The sequence below is a fragment of the Actinomadura coerulea genome, from assembly GCF_014208105.1.
GTDB classification, from domain to species: Bacteria; Actinomycetota; Actinomycetes; order Streptosporangiales; family Streptosporangiaceae; genus Spirillospora; species Spirillospora coerulea.
The window spans coordinates 3,431,811-3,446,248 of sequence record NZ_JACHMQ010000001.1; the positions used below are offsets into that span (position 1 = coordinate 3,431,811).

Annotated in this window: 12 protein-coding genes; 5 read left to right on the forward strand and 7 right to left on the reverse strand. The window is 73.1% G+C overall.

All coding sequences use genetic code 11. The annotated features are described in order from the left end of the window. Together BKA00_RS15720 and BKA00_RS15725 are read right to left on the reverse strand one after the other, a co-directional pair. On the reverse strand, positions 1 to 402 hold the full coding sequence (locus tag BKA00_RS15720; protein ID WP_185025766.1) for a hypothetical protein: 402 nt from the start codon (positions 400 to 402) through the stop codon (positions 1 to 3). A 170-nt stretch (positions 403 to 572) separates the two neighbouring features. Continuing rightward, entirely contained in the window at positions 573 to 1,271 is a 699-nt protein-coding gene (locus BKA00_RS15725) for a dihydrofolate reductase family protein (protein WP_185025768.1), read from the reverse strand. Positions 1,272 to 1,334: 63 nt separating this feature from the next. Here BKA00_RS15725 and BKA00_RS15730 point away from each other — a divergent pair, with 63 nt between their 5' ends. Continuing rightward, on the forward strand, positions 1,335 to 2,426 hold the full coding sequence (locus BKA00_RS15730) for an ATP-dependent DNA ligase (RefSeq protein WP_185025770.1): 1,092 nt from the start codon (positions 1,335 to 1,337) through the stop codon (positions 2,424 to 2,426). Positions 2,427 to 2,485: 59 nt separating this feature from the next. On the opposite strand, the gene BKA00_RS15735 is transcribed toward BKA00_RS15730, so the two are convergent. After that, the gene (locus tag BKA00_RS15735) at positions 2,486 to 4,177 is read right to left on the reverse strand and encodes an alkaline phosphatase D family protein (RefSeq protein ID WP_185025772.1); all 1,692 of its coding nucleotides are present in this window, start codon (positions 4,175 to 4,177) and stop codon (positions 2,486 to 2,488) included. 218 nt (positions 4,178 to 4,395) lie between these two features. On the opposite strand from BKA00_RS15735, the gene BKA00_RS15740 reads away from it, so the two are divergent. Then, positions 4,396 to 6,807 carry a HelD family protein gene (locus tag BKA00_RS15740; RefSeq protein ID WP_185025774.1) on the forward strand — a complete coding sequence of 804 codons (2,412 nt, stop codon included), beginning with the start codon at positions 4,396 to 4,398 and terminating at the stop codon, positions 6,805 to 6,807. On the opposite strand, the gene BKA00_RS15745 is transcribed toward BKA00_RS15740, so the two are convergent. Further along, positions 6,790 to 7,497 carry a FadR/GntR family transcriptional regulator gene (locus BKA00_RS15745; RefSeq protein ID WP_185025776.1) on the reverse strand — a complete coding sequence of 236 codons (708 nt, stop codon included), beginning with the start codon at positions 7,495 to 7,497 and terminating at the stop codon, positions 6,790 to 6,792. The two genes, BKA00_RS15740 and BKA00_RS15745, sit on opposite strands and share 18 nt — an antisense overlap. 304 nt (positions 7,498 to 7,801) lie before the next feature. Here BKA00_RS15745 and leuA point away from each other — a divergent pair, with 304 nt between their 5' ends. Continuing rightward, positions 7,802 to 9,478 carry a 2-isopropylmalate synthase gene (leuA, locus tag BKA00_RS15750; protein ID WP_185034273.1) on the forward strand — a complete coding sequence of 559 codons (1,677 nt, stop codon included), beginning with the start codon at positions 7,802 to 7,804 and terminating at the stop codon, positions 9,476 to 9,478. Here leuA and BKA00_RS15755 read toward each other — a convergent pair. Next, the gene (locus BKA00_RS15755; RefSeq protein ID WP_338072137.1) at positions 9,465 to 9,746 is read right to left on the reverse strand and encodes a DUF4236 domain-containing protein; all 282 of its coding nucleotides are present in this window, start codon (positions 9,744 to 9,746) and stop codon (positions 9,465 to 9,467) included. The genes leuA and BKA00_RS15755 overlap by 14 nt on opposite strands. Positions 9,747 to 9,904: 158 nt before the next feature. Here BKA00_RS15755 and BKA00_RS15760 point away from each other — a divergent pair, with 158 nt between their 5' ends. Beyond that, positions 9,905 to 11,845, forward strand: coding sequence for a Xaa-Pro dipeptidyl-peptidase (locus BKA00_RS15760; RefSeq protein WP_185025779.1), 1,941 nt, complete (start codon positions 9,905 to 9,907; stop codon positions 11,843 to 11,845). 63 nt (positions 11,846 to 11,908) lie between these two features. On the opposite strand, the gene BKA00_RS15765 is transcribed toward BKA00_RS15760, so the two are convergent. Beyond that, positions 11,909 to 12,679 (reverse strand): MBL fold metallo-hydrolase, encoded by a 771-nt coding sequence (locus tag BKA00_RS15765; protein ID WP_185025781.1) that lies wholly within the window; start codon positions 12,677 to 12,679, stop codon positions 11,909 to 11,911. Between the two features lie 198 nt (positions 12,680 to 12,877). Next, entirely contained in the window at positions 12,878 to 13,960 is a 1,083-nt protein-coding gene (locus BKA00_RS15770) for a DNA polymerase domain-containing protein (protein ID WP_185025783.1), read from the reverse strand. A 64-nt stretch (positions 13,961 to 14,024) separates the two neighbouring features. On the opposite strand from BKA00_RS15770, the gene msrB reads away from it, so the two are divergent. Continuing rightward, a complete protein-coding gene (gene msrB / locus BKA00_RS15775; protein ID WP_185025785.1) occupies positions 14,025 to 14,426 on the forward strand; it encodes a peptide-methionine (R)-S-oxide reductase MsrB in 402 nt (133 codons plus the stop codon). Positions 14,427 to 14,438: the final 12 nt, after the last annotated feature.

The following is a 14,438-nucleotide window of genomic DNA, read 5'->3' on the forward strand; positions in this document are numbered from 1 at the left end:
TCACGCCCGGCCGACCTCCATCGCGGTCAGGAAGACCAGGACGAACGTCGCGACCGCCACCGCGCCGTGGACGGCGACCGCCGCGGCCGGGAACGCCTGCTCCGCGCCCCTGGCGTGGCGGCCGCCGCGGCCGACGAGCCAGCGGGTGAACAGCAGCAGCCCCTGGAAGATGACGACGAGCAGGGCCGCGAAGGCGACCCAGGCGTAGACGGCGTTCCCCGTCACCACGTAGGCGACCCACACGGCCAGGCCCGCGACGGCCGAGAGCGGATGCCCCGCCACGACCAGCCGCGGGAACCGCGTCACCTTGGTCGAACGCCCTCCGTTGACCAGCCACACGACCAGCAGATACCCGCCCGCGACGGCGGCGATGATCCACGCGCCCAATGCGGCGTACTCCACCCCCGCTCCTTTCGTGAGAATCTCACCCGTCCCCCTGCCGACTAGTGTCGCTCCCCAAGGCTTCCGGCATGACGGATTCGTACAGATTGGGGACAGACGGTCACCACGCCGGGCTGGGCGGGCAGGTGGCCGGGCCGTTTCTCACGCGGGTCGCGGCCGCCGGGCTCGCGCTACCTCCGCAACCGGTAGCGGAGGAACAGCACGCCCTCGTCCAGGTAGAGGGCGGCCGGGTCGAGCGGTACCTCGGCGTCCAGTCCCTCCAGCAGGCGGGTGTGGCGCGCGCTCCCAAGGAGGGCGGGCGCGATGTTGAGGCACAGCTCGTCCACAAGGGAGGCCCTGATGAGCGCGGTGGCCAGGGACGGACCGCCCTCGCAGAGGAGATGCTCGTAGCCGAGGTCCTCGCGCAGGGCTTCCACGGCGGCGGGGAGATCGACGTCGTCGTCGCCTTCCGCGACCACCCGGAGGTGGCCGGGGACCCCGGCCCTGGCGGTCCGGGTCGTCACGACCACGGTGGGCGTCTCGGCCTCGTGGAACAGCGGGAGAGTCCAGTCCAGGTCGAGGGAGCGGCTCACCACCACGATGGGGGCCGGCGGCCCGCCGCGGCGGGCGCGCAGGTCGCCGCGCAGGCGCGCCGGGCCGAGGCGCCCGGTGCGGACGGTACCGGCGCCGACGAGGATCGCGCCGGCCAGGGCGCGCAGGGTCCGGAAGACGCGGAAGTCGGCGGCGCCGCCGAGGCCGTCGGTCCAGCCCTCGGCGTCGGTGACGGACCCGTCCGCGCTCATGACCATGCCGAGCCGCAGGCGCGGCGGATCCCCGTAGGCCTCGTAGGGATCGACGTCGGCGGCGGGTTCGGGCAGCAGACGGCGCATGACCTGCACGTTATCGGACCCCCGGAACCCGCTTTTGTCGGTGCGGGGGCGCAAGATGGGGGCATGGACCTGCCGATCAGCCCGCCGCTGCCGCCGATGCTGGCCAAGGCGGTCAAGACCATGCCCAAGGGCGACCTGCTGTACGAGCCGAAGTGGGACGGGTTCCGCTGCATCGTCTTCCGCGACGGTGACGAGGTGGAGCTGTCCAGCCGCGGGGAGAAGCCGCTCACCCGCTACTTCCCCGAGCTGGTCGAGGCGGTGCGGCGCGAGCTGCCCGAGCGGTGCGTGGTGGACGGCGAGATCGTGCTCCCCCGGGGGACGCGCCTCGACTTCGACGCCCTCCAGCAGCGCATCCACCCGGCCGCGTCGCGGGTCAAGCTCCTGTCGGAGCAGACTCCCGCGTCGTTCGTGGCCTTCGACCTGCTCGCCCTCGGCGACGAGTCGCTGATGGAGGTGCCGCTCGGCGAGCGGCGGCGGCGGCTCGCCGGCACCCTCGCCGGGGTGAAGGCGCCGATCCACGTCACGCCCGCCTCCGACTCCTACGAACTCGCGCTGCGCTGGTTCGACGAGTTCGAGGGCGCCGGGCTGGACGGCGTCATCGCCAAGCCGCGCGACACCGCGTACGAGCCCGACAAGCGCGTGCTGTTCAAGGTCAAGCACGAGCGGACGGCCGACTGCGTGGTGGCGGGCTTCCGCTGGCACAAGTCGGGGCCCATCGTGGGGTCGCTGCTGCTCGGGCTGTACAACACCGACGGCAGTCTCCAGCACGTCGGCGTCGCGGCCTCGTTCACGATGAAGCGCCGCGCCGAACTCGTCGAGGAGTTGCAGCCCTACCGGCTGGAGGACCTGTCCCAGCACCCGTGGGCCGAGTGGGCGAGCCAGACGGAGGCGACCGCCGACCGCATGCCCGGGGCGGTCTCCCGCTGGACCGGCAAGAAGGACCTCAGCTGGGTTCCGCTGCGCCCGGAGCTGGTGGTCGAGGTGGCGTACGAGGCGATGGAGGGCGACCGGTTCCGGCACACCGCGCGGTTCCGCAACTGGCGCCCCGACCGGACGCCCGCCTCCTGCACCTACGCCCAGCTAGAGGTGCCGGTGGCCTACGACCTCGACGACATCTTCACCGGCCCCGCGACAAGCCCGCGCATGGACCGCTGAGCCCGTCCCCGGGCCGGGGCCGGCCGGGGCGCGTCCGCGCGTCCCCGGCCGGCCGGTTCTCAGGGCTGGGTCTCGTTGCGGACGGTCTGCCGGATCACGTCCTGGTCCGGCTGCGCCGCCGCCTTCGCCGAGGCGTAGGGCCGCAGGTAGGCCTGGTTGACGCCGGGGACGCGGTCCTCGATGACGAACGTCGCCTTGGTGGAGATGCCGGCGCCCGGGGTCCGGACGGTCGGGAGGGTCTTGAAGTCGGCCCTCATCTCCTCCTTGTCGATCCTCGTCATCACGTAGCCGCGCTGGTTGTTGTAGAAGCGCAGATGCGGGTTGATCTTGAGGTAGGGGTGGTCGGCCGGGTTGGAGTCCTTGCCGTCGCCGGTGCTGGTGATGGAGGTGCACACCAGTTCCGAACCGACCGTCCTGGACTCCGGGTCGTCGTAGTCGGCCTTCAGGTCGCTCGCCCAGTGGGCGTGGACGTCGCCGGTGAGGACGACGGGGTTGCGGACCCCGGCGTCCAGCCAGCCCTTGGTGATCCGGTCGCGGGAGGCGGCGTAGCCGTCCCAGGAGTCCATCGAGGTCTTCTTGACGGGCCCGGCGGTGTTGTCGCGCTGGGCGAAGAACACCTGCTGGCCGAGGACGTCCCACCGGGCGGTGGAGCGGCGGAAGCCGTCGAGCAGCCACTTCTCCTGCTCGCCGCCGGTGATGGAGCGCTTGGGGTCGGTGGCGGCGGGGCAGTCCTTGTAGCCGTCGCCGCAGCCCTGGTCGTCGCGGAACTGGCGGGTGTCGAGCATGTGGAAGTTGGCCAGCCGGCCCCACCGCACCCGCCGGTAGACCTGGATGTCCGGGCCGTCGGGGACGGACCGCCGGCGCAGCGGCATGTTCTCGTAGTACGCCTTGAACGCGGCGGCGCGGCGGGCGCGGAAGTCGTCGTAGGAGGGGGTGTCGGAGCCCTCCTCGGGGATGGAGCCGGCCCAGTTGTTCTCGACCTCGTGGTCGTCGAACACGACGAGCCAGGGGGCGGCCTGGTGCGCGGCCTGGAGGTCGCGGTCGGTCTTGTACTGGGCGTGCCGCAGCCGGTAGTCCGCCAGCGTGACCGTCTCCGGGCCCTCGTGGTCGCGGACGTTGCCGCCCGGGATCGTGTAGACGCCCTTCTTGTACTCGTACTGGTAGTCGCCCAGGTGCAGGACGAGGTCGGGGTTCTCCTCGGCCAGCCGCCGGTATGCGGTGAAGTAGCCGTGCTCGAACTGCGAGCAACTCACGAAGGCCATCGCGAGGGCGGGGCCGAAGGTGGCCGGGTGGGGGGCGGTGCGCGTCCGCCCGACCGGGGAGACGTGGCCTTCCACGCGGAACCGGTACCAGTAGTCGCGGCCGGGGCGCAGGCCGTTCAGCTCGACGTGGACGGAGTGGGCGCCGTCGGGGCGGGCGGCGGCGGTGCCGCGCCGGTCGATGCGGCGGAACCGGGAGTCGGAGGAGACCTCCCAGCGGACGGGGACGGTCCGGGCGGGCATGCCGCCGAGGCCGTCCTCGGCGTGCGGGTCCAGGGCCAGGCGGGTCCAGAGGACGAACCCGTCGGGTTCCGGGTCGCCGGAGGCGACGCCGAGGGTGAACGGGTCGGCGGGCAGGGCGCGGCCGCGGGGGGCCGCGTGGGCGGTGCCGGGCACGCCGCTCACGGCGACGGCGGTGAGGAGTCCGCTGGTGGCGAGCCCGCTGGAGGCGAGGAAGGCGCGCCGGTTCAGCGGGCGGGCGGAGTCGGCCATGGAGAGGTGACCTTTCGGAGGGGTCCGGCAGTGCTGCTCGCCGACAGCCTCACGAAGATCGATGTCCAGGGGGTTCCGCGCGGATGACGCCCGCCACAACACAGACGATCTTTTGGACGGCGCTAGAGGATCACACTCGGCGCGGAAAAGTGCTAGACTACTGAGTCGCAAACGCGCATACAGATAGTCCACCCTATGAATAGGAGTGTAGCCTACGCATGGGACATCGTCAAGCGGGCGCTGTCAACCCCGAACGGGCAGAGAAGGCGGCGCAGGCCGTCGTGCGCGTCGAGCAGGAGTACGTGTCCCGCGCGTACGCGCGGCTCGACACCGAGCGCGCCAGGACCGCGACCGCGCTGCGCGAGGGGCCGGCGGCGGGCGGCGGCGCCGCCTTCCAGGCGCGGGTCGAGAGCGCCATCGCCACCGACGAGGCGGCCCGGCGGCTCGTCCAGCTGAACGCCGTCGAGCACGGCCTGTGCTTCGGGCGCATCGACCACCGCGCGGACGCGGACGGCTCCGGCGACACCTTCTACATCGGCCGCATCGGACTGCGCGACGAGGACCACGAGCCCGTCCTGATCGACTGGCGCGCCGCCGCGGCCCGGCCGTTCTACACCGCCACGCCGGGGGCGCCCGGCACGCTCGCGCGCCGCCGGCACCTGCACCTGCGCCGGCGCGAGGTCGTCCGGCTGGACGACGAGGTGTTCGACCTGGAGGGCCTGGACGAGTCCGAGCGCGGCGGCATCGTCGGCGAGGCCGCCCTGCTCGCCACCCTCCGCCGCGGCAGGACGGGACGGATGAGCGACGTCGTCGCGACCATCCAGGAGGAGCAGGACCAGGTCATCCGCTCCGGCCTCCAAGGGGTGCTGGTCGTCCAGGGCGGGCCGGGCACCGGCAAGACGGTCGCCGCCCTCCACCGGGCCGCCTACCTCCTCTACACGCACCGCGACGTCCTGGAGCGCCGCGGCGTCCTCATCGTGGGGCCGAACGCCACGTTCCTGCGCTACATCGAGCAGGTGCTGCCCGGCCTCGGCGAGACGGACGTCGCCCTGGCCACGGTCGGCGAGCTGTACCCGGGGCTCAGGGCGACGGCGGGCGAGGTCCCCGCGGCCGCCGTGGTCAAGGGCGGCCTCCGCATGGCCGACCTCGTGCAGGCGGCCGTCCACGACCGGCAGCGCGTCCCCGACGGGGGCCTGCGCGTCGAGGCCGACGGCCTGACCCTGGTCGTGGAGGCCGGCAGGTGCGAGCAGATCCGTGATCGCGCCCGCGCCCTGCGCGCCCCGCACAACATCCAGCGGCGCCGCTTCGTCCACGACATGCTGGAGGCGCTGGCCTTCGACCGGGCCGAGCAGTTCGACCGCATCATGGACGAGCCCCTCGAAGAGATCGCCAAGTCCGGCGGGCTGCCCGGCTGGCTCCAGGAGCTGATCGACGAGGCCGAGGACGAGCCCCTTCTCGACGAGACCGACCTCCGCCTGGCCAAGGAGGCTCTCTGGCAGGACCCGGCCGTCAGGTCCGCCCTGGACGAGCTCTGGCCCGACCTGACGCCCGAGCGGCTCCTCAGCGATCTCTACGCCTCCCCGGAGGCCCTCGCGCGCGCGGGCGCCGAGGCCGGCCTCTCCCCCGACGAGCAGGCGCTCCTGCACCGCCCGTCCGGCTCGCCGTGGACGGTCTCGGACGTTCCCCTGCTGGACGAGGCCGCCGAGCTCCTCGGCAAGGACGACTCCGCCGACAAGGCCCGCGCGCGCCTGGCGGCGGCGAAGCGCGCCGAGGAGGAGCGCTACGCCCGCGAGGTCATGCAGACCACCGACGGCACCGAGATGATCCTGGCGAGCGACCTGATCTCCGCGAGCGAGCTGGCCGAGCGCCACAACGACGGCGGCCCGCGCCTCACCACCGCCCAGCGCGCCATGGCCGACCGCGAATGGGCCTACGGCCACGTCATCGTGGACGAGGCGCAGGAGCTGTCGGAGATGGCGTGGCGGACCGTGATGCGGCGCGTCCCGACGCGCTCCCTCACGGTCGTCGGCGACATCGCCCAGACCGGCAGCGCGGCGGGCGCGGCGTCGTGGGGCCAGATGCTCGACCGCTACGTCCCGGGCCGGTGGCGCGAGCAGCGGCTCATGGTCAACTACCGCACCCCGGCCGCGATCATGAAGGTCGCCGCGGACGTCCTGGCCGCCGTCGCCCCGGACCAGACGCCGCCCGAACCCGTCCGCGACGACGGGCCGCCGCCGGCGGCGGTCGCGCTTCCGGTCGAGGAGCTGCCGTCCCTGGTGCGCTCGGAGCTGGTCCTGGTGACCGGCGGCGAGGACATCGGCGGCGCCTTCAAGGAGGGCCGCCTGGCCGTCATCGTCTCGGCGGCGCGCCACACCGGCGTCCTGCGGGCCCTCCCGGACGCCGCCGTCGGCGCCACCCCCGAGGCCCTCGACTCGCCCGTGGTCGTGCTGACCGCCGAGGAGGCCAAGGGCCTGGAGTTCGACTCGGTCGTCGTCGTCGACCCGTCCGGGATCCTCACCGAGTCGGCCAAGGGGGGCCAGGACCTCTACGTCGCCCTCACCAGGGCCACCCGCCGCCTGACGATCGTCCACGACGGCGACCTTCCGCCCCTGCTATCGGCTCTGGAGTAGGCCGGCCAGGGTCCGGTCGAGCTCGGCCCTGATGGCGGCGCTCGCGGCCGCCGGATCCTGGGCGCGGACGGCCTCGACCAGGGCGGCGTGGGCCGCCCGGCCGTGGGCGTCGTCGGCCGCGCGGACGTCGACCAGGGCGGCGAGGTCGAGCAGGCCGTCGCGCAGGACGGGCACGAACCCGGCGTACAGGTCGGCGAGGACCGGGTTGTGCGCGGCGGCGACGACGGCGGTGTGCAGGGCGATGTCGGCGTCGATGAACGCCTCGACGCCGGGCCCGGCGCCTTCGCCGGCCAGGGCCGCGTCACGGTCGGCGAGCGCCCGGTCGAGAGCGTCGAGGTCGTCCGGCGTGCGGCGCCCGGCGGCCAGTTCGGCGGCGCGGACCTCCAGCATGGCGCGGATCTCGTAGACGTCGGCGACGGAGGCGCGGCGGAGCCGGGCGGGCCAGTCCTCGGCCGGCTCCGTCGCGGTGACGAAGACGCCCGCGCCCTGCCGGGCCTGCACGAGACCGGCCCCGGCCAGGGCGCGCAGGGCCTCGCGGACGGTGGAGCGGCCCACGCCCAGTTCCCCGGCGAGGGTCGTCTCGCCGGGCAGCCGCGTCCCGACCGGCCAGGCCCCGGCGGCGATCTGTTCGCGCAGGCGCTGCGCGGCCTGCTCGACGAGCGGGCTGGGACGGAGCGGGCCGAGCGGCATCGGGAGTCCTCCGGGGACGGCGTCGGGGCCTCCAGGGTAGGCCCACCTCAGCTTGTCTGAGGAGCTGAGGTGTGGTGGGGTGGACGGCGTGTCGTGGCAGGGCCTTCTTCTCGGTCGCCGCGGCGGGGCCTGATTCCGACCGGCACCCCGCCGCGGGGTCCGGTGCTGCCGGTCGTCCGGCGATCGAACGAAGAACAGGCCCATGAACTTCCCCAGCACGCGCACGAACTTCCCCACCCTGCGCACCCCGTCCGGCCCGGTGGCGGACGGGGCGCCCTTCTGGAACCCCCAGCGCGGCAGCTCCATGCCGTTCCACCGGTACCGGTCCGTCCACGAGCGCGTGCCGTCGCCCGTGCCGGACGTCGAGCGGACCTGGCCGTCCAGGCGCATCGAGAGCGCGCCCCTGTGGGTGCCCGTCGACCTGCGGGACGGCAACCAGGCGCTGGCCGAGCCCATGGACACCGCCCGCAAGCGCCGCATGTTCGACCTGCTCGTGACGATGGGCTTCAAGGAGATCGAGGTCGGCTACCCGTCGGCAAGCCGGACCGACTTCGACTTCGTCCGGCACCTGGCCGAGACCGGCGTGCCCGACGACGTGACGCCCGTGGTGTTCACGCCCGCCCGCGACGAGCTCATCGAGCGGACGTTCGCCTCCGTCGAGGGGCTGCCCAGGGCCGTCGTCCACCTGTACACGGCGACGGGGCCGGTGTGGCGGGACGTCGTACTCGGGTCGGACCGGGACGGCGTGCGGCGGCTGATCCTGGACGGGGCGGCCGTCGTGGCGCGGCTCGCCGGGCCGGGCGTGCGGTTCGAGTTCTCCCCCGAGACGTTCAACCTCACCGAGCCCGACTACGCGCTGGAGGTGTGCGACGCGGTCACCGCGCTCTGGGACTCCTCCCCCGACCGCCCGGTCATCCTGAACCTGCCGGCCACGGTCGAGATCGCCACCCCGAACGTGTACGCCGACCAGATCGAGTACATGCACCGCAACCTGGCCAGGCGCGACGCGGTCATCCTGTCGGTCCACCCGCACAACGACCGCGGGACGGGCGTCGCGTGCGCGGAGCTGGCGATGCTGGCCGGCGCCCAGCGGGTCGAGGGCTGCCTGTTCGGCAACGGGGAGCGGACGGGCAACGTCGACCTGGTCACGCTGGCGCTGAACCTGCACGCGCAGGGCGTCGACCCGCGGATCGACCTCTCCGACATCGACGAGATCCGGCGGACCGTCGAGCACTGCAACCGGCTGCCCGTCCACGAGCGGCACCCGTACGGCGGCGACCTCGTGTACACGGCGTTCTCCGGCACCCACCAGGACGCGATCGCCAAGGGCATGGCCCGCCACGCGCGCCTCGCCGAGGAGCGGGGCGTGCCGCCGGAGCGGCTGCCGTGGGACGTGCCGTACCTGCCGGTCGACCCCGCCGACGTCGGGCGGGGGTACGAGGCGGTCATCCGCGTCAACAGCCAGTCGGGCAAGGGCGGCGTCTCCTACCTGCTGCGCTCGGCGTACGGGCTCGACCTGCCGCGCCGCCTGCAAATCGAGTTCTCCCGGGTCGTCCAGCGGGCGACGGACGGCAGCGGCGAGGAGGTCACGGCCGAGGAGCTGTGGGAGCTGTTCCGCGCCGAGTACCTGGACCGGCCGGGGCCGGTCCAGGTGACCGGATGGCGGACCTCCGGCACGGGCCCCGCGCGGCACGACTTCACCGGCGTGGTCCGGGTCGGCGGCGGCGAGCGCGAGCACGCCGGCACGGGCAACGGCCCGCTGGACGCCCTGACGGACGCGCTGGCCTCCGCCGGGATCAAGGTGGAGGTCCTGCGGTACGCCGAGCACTCGGCGGGGACCGGGCAGGACGCCGCGGCCGTCGCCTACGCCGAGTGCCGCGTGGACGGCGTGACCCGCTGGGGCGCGGGACGCGACACGTCCGTGCTCACGGCGTCGGTGGAGGCCGTCCTGTCGGCGGTCAACCGCGCTAAGAGCGGCTAGACGACTTCAGGGACCGTCTCCACGACAGACCGGTCCCGGGGATGCGCAGCGTCATGTGACGGCGCCCGTCCGCCGAGCGTGTGTAGCGGGCTCCGCGCGCTCCGACGCTGTGCCCGACGCCCTTCTTGGAGAAGTTGAGGCGGAACGGGCCCATCTTCAGTGACTTCCGATAGCTCCAACCCATGGGGCGGGGATGCCCGGCAGGCGCGCCGGGCATCCCCGCGCCCCGTTCCCGGACATCCGAAATCCGTAATAGGGACATTTGCATCGAGGCAAGGGCAGGACGTGACCAAATCCGGGCGGTCTTCGTCGCGCACCGCCCTTTACCCGCGGCCCCCGGGCGGGGAGCCTGTGCCAGTCGGAGATCGTTTTCGTATTCGGAGGTGCGGGTTGGCCAGGCGATCCCTGAGACGAACCCGGCGGACCATGACGGCGGCCGTGCTGACCGGCGCGGCGCTCGCCGCGGCGGGCGGCGGCGCGACGGCACTGGCCGGGACGTCCCCCAAGATCGTGGTGAGGGGCGGGGTCACCCAGCCCGTCTTCTCCTACAAGGACGCGATCCGCGAGCACGTCTACGTCGAGTCGGGCGTGGACAGCGACCGGGACGGCAAGAAGGACCGCGTCAACGTGGACATCATCCGGCCGAAGGAGACCGAGCAGGGTCTGCGGGTGCCGGTGATCATGGATGAGAGCCCCTACTACGACAACGCGGGGCGCGGCAACGAGAGCGAGCGCAAGACCTACGACGCGAACGGGAACCCGGTGAAGTTCCCGCTCTACTACGACAACTACTTCGTGCCGCGCGGGTACGCGTTCCTCGCCGTCGACATGGTCGGCACGACCCGCTCCGACGGCTGCCCGGTCAGCGGCGGCCCGACCGACGTCCTCGGCGGCAAGGCCGTGGTCGACTGGCTCAACGGGCGCGCCCGGGCCTACCGGCCGGACGGCAGCCCGGTGAAGGCGACCTGGACGACCGGCCGCACCGGCATGATCGGCAAGTCCTACGACGGGACGCTCGCCAACGGCGTGGCGGCCACCGGCGTCGAGGGGCTGGAGACGATCGTCCCCATCTCGGCGATCAGCAGCTGGTACGACTACAGCCGGATGAACGGCGTGAAGTACACCGACGACGAGCAGCCGTGGCTCGCCGACTACGTCGACACCGATCCGCCCGCCAAGTGCGCGGCCGTCAACGCGGAGCTGGACCAGGGCGAGGACGACGCGACCGGCAACTACAACGCCTACTGGAAGACCGCCGACTACCGGGACGGGACGATCGCTCGGGCCTCCCGCGTCCACGCGAGCATCTTCGCCGCACACGGCGTCAACGACCTGAACGTGAAGGACGACAACTTCGCCAAGTGGTGGAGCGCCCTCGCGCGGCGCGGCGTCCAGCGCAAGGTCTGGCTGACGCAGCGCGGCCACGTCGACCCGTTCGACACCCGGCGCGACGCGTGGGTGGCGACCCTGCACAAGTGGTTCGACCACGAGCTCCAGCGGATCCCCAACGACATCATGCGGCAGCCGCGCGCCGACATCGAGGTCGGCCCGGACCAGTGGATCACCCAGCGGGACTGGCCGTCCCGGGACGCGCGCGGCGTCGTCCTGCGTCCCGGCGCGGACGGCTCCCTCGGCCCGGAGCCGGCCGCCGCCGGCACCACCGCCACGTTCACCGACGCCACCGGGCCCCAGGGCGCGGGCTACCCCGAGGACGCCATGGTCGCCGACCCGACGGCGGTGCGGCCCTACCGGACGGCGTTCGTGTCGGCGCCGCTTCCGGCGACGGGGCGCCTGTCCGGCACCCCCGACGCCCGCCTGAAGATCAAGCTGGACGGGCCGACGGCGAACCTGACGGCGCTGCTGGTCGACTACGGCGACGACACCCGCGTGGACTACCTCGGCGCCGGCTCCGGCATCCGCACGCTGGCCACCGAGGACTGCCACGGCGAGAGCACGCCCGCCGACGACGCCTGCTACAAGCAGACGGAGGTCAGGACCGTGGCCTCGCCGGTGAACGTCGTCGCCCGCGGCTGGCTCGACGCCCAGAACCACCGGTCGCTGAGCCGCCCGGCACCGCTGGAGCCCGGCCGCTACTACGGCGTCCGCTGGCAGACGCTCAGCCAGGAGTACCTGCTGAAGAAGGGGCACCGGCTGGCGCTCGTCCTCGCCGGGACGGACGCGGACTACAACTTCGACAGGCCCACCGGCGCCCAGGTGACGGTCGACCTGCCCGGCAGCTCCGTCACCGTCCCGGTCGTCGCGTCCCAGGACGACGCGACCACCCTGCTCGCCCCGCCGCGCCCCGCCGAGAACTGGCGCGGGCCGGCCAAGGTGGACCTCCCCGTCCAGGAGCGCGAGCTCTACTGATCCCCTGACACGTCGATCCGGCCGTGAGGCCCGCCGTCCCGGAGACGGCGGGCCTCACCCGTGTCACAACGCGACGCTCTCGCCCACTCCGAGCAGATGGAGGCGATCACCGAGCCCGGCCTTCTCGAAGGCCGGCGCCACGGTGTCGCGGCCCTCGGAGAAATGCGCCCAGCCCTCGAAGTGCAGCGGGACGACGTGGGCGGCGCCCAGGATGCCGGCGGCCTCGGCCGCCCCCTCGCTGGTCAGGGTGAGGTGGGCGTCGCCGAGCAGCGGGGTCTGGGCGCCCCCGGCGAAGAGCACGGCGACGTCGAACGGGCCGGACCGCCCGGCGATGGCCCGGACCACGTCGAGGGACGCGTTGTCGCCGCTCACATAGGTCGTGGGAAGGCCGTCGCCGGAAAGGACGAAGCCGGTGACCGGGCCCGTCAGGTGCTCGGTGCCGTCAGGGCCGTGCTGGGCCGGGACGCCAGTGACGCGGAGCGTCCCGCCGTCCGGGCGGGGAAGCTCGGCGTGCTCCCAGGTCGGCAGGGCGCGTGCGGTGCCGCCGAGGCGTCCGGCGGCCGCCTCCGTCGTCAGGGTCAGCGGGACCCCGGCCAGGTAGGCGCGGCCGCCCGCGTCCAGGTTGTCCGGGTGCTGGTCGTGGGACAGCAGCACCGCGTCGACCGGGCCGACGTCGTCCGGGCCGAGCACCGGCTCGGCCGTCTTGGTCAGTTTCCGCGACCCGACCGGGTAGTCGCCGGGCGGGTCGAACGTCGGGTCGACGACGAGCCGCACGCCTCCCATCTCCAGGATCGCGCTCGGCCCTCCGAGATACCGGATGGTCAATGTGGACATCGCTCCGCCTCTTCGTCTCGACCTCATGCCACCGGTTGCAAGACAGGCCGTGCGGCGGAAATTCCGCAGGACCCTGTCTCGAAGTGGCCCCGGCCACGCGCGCGAACGCGTGACCTGGCCGGTGCCGCGTTCGCCCAGGCCCGGTCACGTAGCGAGCCGCCAGGTCGAGCGAAGTGGGCCGGGACGTGGAAACACTGCCTAGTGGTTGCCGGTGTCCTTGCTGGGCTGGACGCGCTTGGGCTCGCCCGGCATCTTCGGGTAGTTCGGCGGGTACGGCATGTCGCCGAGGCCGTGGTCCTTCTCGTCGCGGTCGGCCATGTCGAGCAGCGCTTCGAGGGAGAAGGACGCGTCGTCGATCGGGGCGTGCAGGTCGCCGACCTCGGCGAAGCGGGCCGGCATCGTGGCGATCGTGAAGTCGTGGGGGTCGACGTCGGCCAGCTCCTCCCAGGTCACGGGCGCCGACACCGGGGCGTGCGGCGCCGGCCGGACGCTGTAGGCCGAGGCGATCGTGCGGTCGCGGGCGTTCTGGTTGAAGTCGATGAAGACCTGCTCGCCCCGCTCCTCCTTCCACCACCGCGTGGTGACCTCGGCGGGGGCGCGGCGCTCCACCTCGCGGCCGAAGGCGAGGGCGGCCCGGCGGACCTCGGTGAACGTCCAGCGCGGCTCGATGCGGACGTAGATGTGCACACCGCCCTTGCCGGACGTCTTGACGTAGCCGGTGTAGCCCAGCTCCGACAGCAGGTCGCGGGCCGGGCCGAGCGCCACCCGGACGGCGTCGGAGAAATCGGTGCCGGGCTGCGGGTCGAGGTCGATGCGCAGCTCGTCCGGATGGTCGACGTCGCCCTTGCGGACGGGCCACGGGTGGAAGGTCAGCGTCCCGAGGTTGGCCGCCCAGGCGATCACGGCGACCTCGGTCGGGCAGACCTCGTCGGCCGAACGCCCGCTGGGGAAGGCGATCCGGGCGGTCCGCACCCAGTCGGGCGCGCCCTTCGGGATGCGCTTCTGGTAGAACGCGTCGGACTTGCCGGCGCCCATGCCCGCCTGGCCGCGCGCGTAGTCCTCGCGGGTGGCCATCCGGGCGCCCTCGAAGACCCCGGCGGGCCAGCGTTCCAGCGTCGTCGGGCGGTCGCGGGTGGCGCGCAGGATCCCCTCCCCCACCGCCAGGTAGTACTCCACGAGCTGCCGCTTGGTGTAGCCGTGCTCGGGGAAGTAGACCTTGTCGGGATTGGTCACCTTGACGAGCCGATCCCCGACCGGGATCTCGATGAAGGGCGAGGCCATAGGCGCACGTTAACCCACGGGGACGACAGTCTTCCCCGGCTCCGCCGCCGGGTACGGTCGAACCATGGAGAAGATCCGCAAAAGCGAGGACGAGTGGCGGGCCCGGCTCAGCCCGGAGGAGTACCACGTGCTGCGGGAGGCGGGCACCGAGAAGCCCTTCACCGGCGAGTACACCGACACCAAGACCGTCGGGGTCTACCGGTGCCGCGCGTGCGGGACCGAGCTGTTCCGGTCGGAGACCAAGTTCGAGAGCCACTGCGGCTGGCCGTCGTTCTTCGCGCCGTCCGAGTCCGACGCGGTCACGCTGATCGAGGACCGCTCCCTCGGCATGGTCCGCACCGAGGTCCGCTGCGCGGTGTGCGACTCGCACCTGGGGCACGTCTTCCACGGCGAGGGCTACGACACCCCCACCGACGACCGCTACTGCATCAACTCGATCTCCCTCACCCTCGAACCGGCCGAATGACGCAACCTCCCC

What these genes read in the sequence shown, in the direction of transcription:
- BKA00_RS15740 (WP_185025774.1), top strand. Translation starts at nt 4,396, where the DNA reads ATGGGACATCGTCAAGCGGGCGCTGTCAACCCCGAACGGGCAGAGAAG.
- BKA00_RS15725 (WP_185025768.1), bottom strand. Translation starts at nt 1,271, where the DNA reads ATGCGCCGTCTGCTGCCCGAACCCGCCGCCGACGTCGATCCCTACGAG.
- BKA00_RS15735 (WP_185025772.1), bottom strand. Translation starts at nt 4,177, where the DNA reads ATGGCCGACTCCGCCCGCCCGCTGAACCGGCGCGCCTTCCTCGCCTCC.
- BKA00_RS15765 (WP_185025781.1), bottom strand. Translation starts at nt 12,679, where the DNA reads ATGTCCACATTGACCATCCGGTATCTCGGAGGGCCGAGCGCGATCCTG.
- BKA00_RS15745 (WP_185025776.1), bottom strand. Translation starts at nt 7,497, where the DNA reads ATGCCGCTCGGCCCGCTCCGTCCCAGCCCGCTCGTCGAGCAGGCCGCG.
- BKA00_RS15770 (WP_185025783.1), bottom strand. Translation starts at nt 13,960, where the DNA reads ATGGCCTCGCCCTTCATCGAGATCCCGGTCGGGGATCGGCTCGTCAAG.
- leuA (WP_185034273.1), top strand. Translation starts at nt 7,802, where the DNA reads ATGCCGTTCCACCGGTACCGGTCCGTCCACGAGCGCGTGCCGTCGCCC.
- BKA00_RS15760 (WP_185025779.1), top strand. Translation starts at nt 9,905, where the DNA reads ATGACGGCGGCCGTGCTGACCGGCGCGGCGCTCGCCGCGGCGGGCGGC.
- msrB (WP_185025785.1), top strand. Translation starts at nt 14,025, where the DNA reads ATGGAGAAGATCCGCAAAAGCGAGGACGAGTGGCGGGCCCGGCTCAGC.
- BKA00_RS15730 (WP_185025770.1), top strand. Translation starts at nt 1,335, where the DNA reads ATGGACCTGCCGATCAGCCCGCCGCTGCCGCCGATGCTGGCCAAGGCG.
- BKA00_RS15755 (WP_338072137.1), bottom strand. Translation starts at nt 9,746, where the DNA reads ATGCAAATGTCCCTATTACGGATTTCGGATGTCCGGGAACGGGGCGCG.